At 45.0% G+C, this 1561-nt stretch carries 2 protein-coding genes; both read left to right on the forward strand.

Annotated elements, in window-relative coordinates; genetic code table 11:
- Positions 1-424: 424 nt before the first annotated feature.
- Positions 425-748, forward strand: coding sequence for a VOC family protein (locus VZ94_RS19480; protein ID WP_239650097.1), 324 nt, complete (start codon positions 425-427; stop codon positions 746-748).
- A gap of 53 nt (positions 749-801) precedes the next feature.
- Positions 802-1443 carry a helix-turn-helix transcriptional regulator gene (locus VZ94_RS19485; RefSeq protein ID WP_045780510.1) on the forward strand — a complete coding sequence of 214 codons (642 nt, stop codon included), beginning with the start codon at positions 802-804 and terminating at the stop codon, positions 1441-1443.
- The last annotated feature ends 118 nt before the right edge of the window (positions 1444-1561 follow it).

Consider the following 1561-nt stretch of genomic DNA (forward strand, 5'->3'; position numbering starts at 1 on the left):
TCACATTCGGTATCTTGTGTTGTTGGTGCGCTGTGCGCACCTTTTTCATTGATTTTAATGATGTTATAAAGGTGCGCACAGCGCACCCTACCTATCTAAAAAACCGAATGTGACCGTTTGAAGTATATATTGTAGCTAGCACAGGAGAAAATGCCGAGTCACACAGGCAAAATGTCAGCTATGCTCATTAGGGTTGCGCGAGTTTTTGTTTTTTTAAATCATTTCACGGTTTATATCCAAAAGTATGAGACCATTTCAATAAACTGTAACTCATCAAAGAATCTAAGTAGATTTAAGATTGCTGACATAACGCTGTCAGTAGGGCTGTTATACCATAGCTATTCGTTAACATTAAATTTACGGAGATAGTCTATGAACACCCATGTAGCAACCTGGTTTGAGATTCCGGTAACGGATATGCAACGTGCCAAAAATTTTTTATCAAACCCTATTGGCGGCCACGTTTAAAGACGACACGATGGCAGACTTTCAATTTGCCATTTTCGAGGCCGAAGAAGAGGCGGTTAGTGGTATGTTGGTCTTGGGCGAGCAATACCAACCCAGTTCAACCGGGGCGGTTGTGTACTTTAATGGCGGTGAAGATTTAAGCGTGCCGCTGGAAAGAGGCTTGCAAAACGGCGCAACTCTTATCGTACCTAAAACCGCTATCCATGATGGCGACTGCGGGTATTTTGCCTTGATTTTAGATAGCGAAGGTAACCGCATTGGTTTATATTCACCCGCTTAACCCTTCATGAGATTTAAGCGACCGGAGCTCCGGTCGCCTTTTCAAATACCATCATGCGCCGCGCTGACCGTCTCTTTCAAATCGTCCAAATCTTGCGCAATAAACGTTTGGTCACCGCCAAAACCCTCGCCGAACGTTTAGAAGTGTCCGAGCGCACCATTTACCGAGACATCCAAGACCTTAGCTTATCCGGCGTTCCGGTAGAAGGTGAAGCCGGCGTTGGTTACCGATTACGGCATAGTTTGGATATTCCGCCTATCATGTTCACTGCCGAAGAAATTGAAGCCCTGGTCATTGGTGTGCGAATGAGCAAAACTTGGGCAGGCAGTGAATTAGGGCAATCCGCGCAATCGGCGTTGGACAAAATCACCGCTGTGATTCCGGCAGGTTTGCGTCACAAAATCGAAGACAGCAAATTGTTTTCTTTACGTTTCAGCCAGCGCCAAGATATTGATAGCCATTTGGATATATGCCGAAAAGCCATCGACAACAAACGCTTGTTACTCATCGACTATTGCCGCGCCGACGGTGAACAAAGCTTGCGCAGCATCCAACCCTTGGGACTGTATTTGTGGGGTAACGTCTGGACGTTAGTCGCCTGGTGCCAACTGCGCGACGATTTCCGTCATTTCCGCCTTGACCGCATCCTAAGCATCCAAACACAAGACGTAACTTTCACCACGGCTTTCTCATAAAAAATTTATAGACAAGAGGCATACTATTGAAAAATTAGAAACACAACCGATAAGAGAAAGATGTCCATAGAGCGTGCTATAAATAAAACGGAATCTAGGCAAAAAGGAAAAAATTTAT

Origin of the sequence: Methylocucumis oryzae (assembly GCF_000963695.1) — a bacterium.
GTDB classification, from domain to species: Bacteria; Pseudomonadota; Gammaproteobacteria; order Methylococcales; family Methylomonadaceae; genus Methylovulum; species Methylovulum oryzae.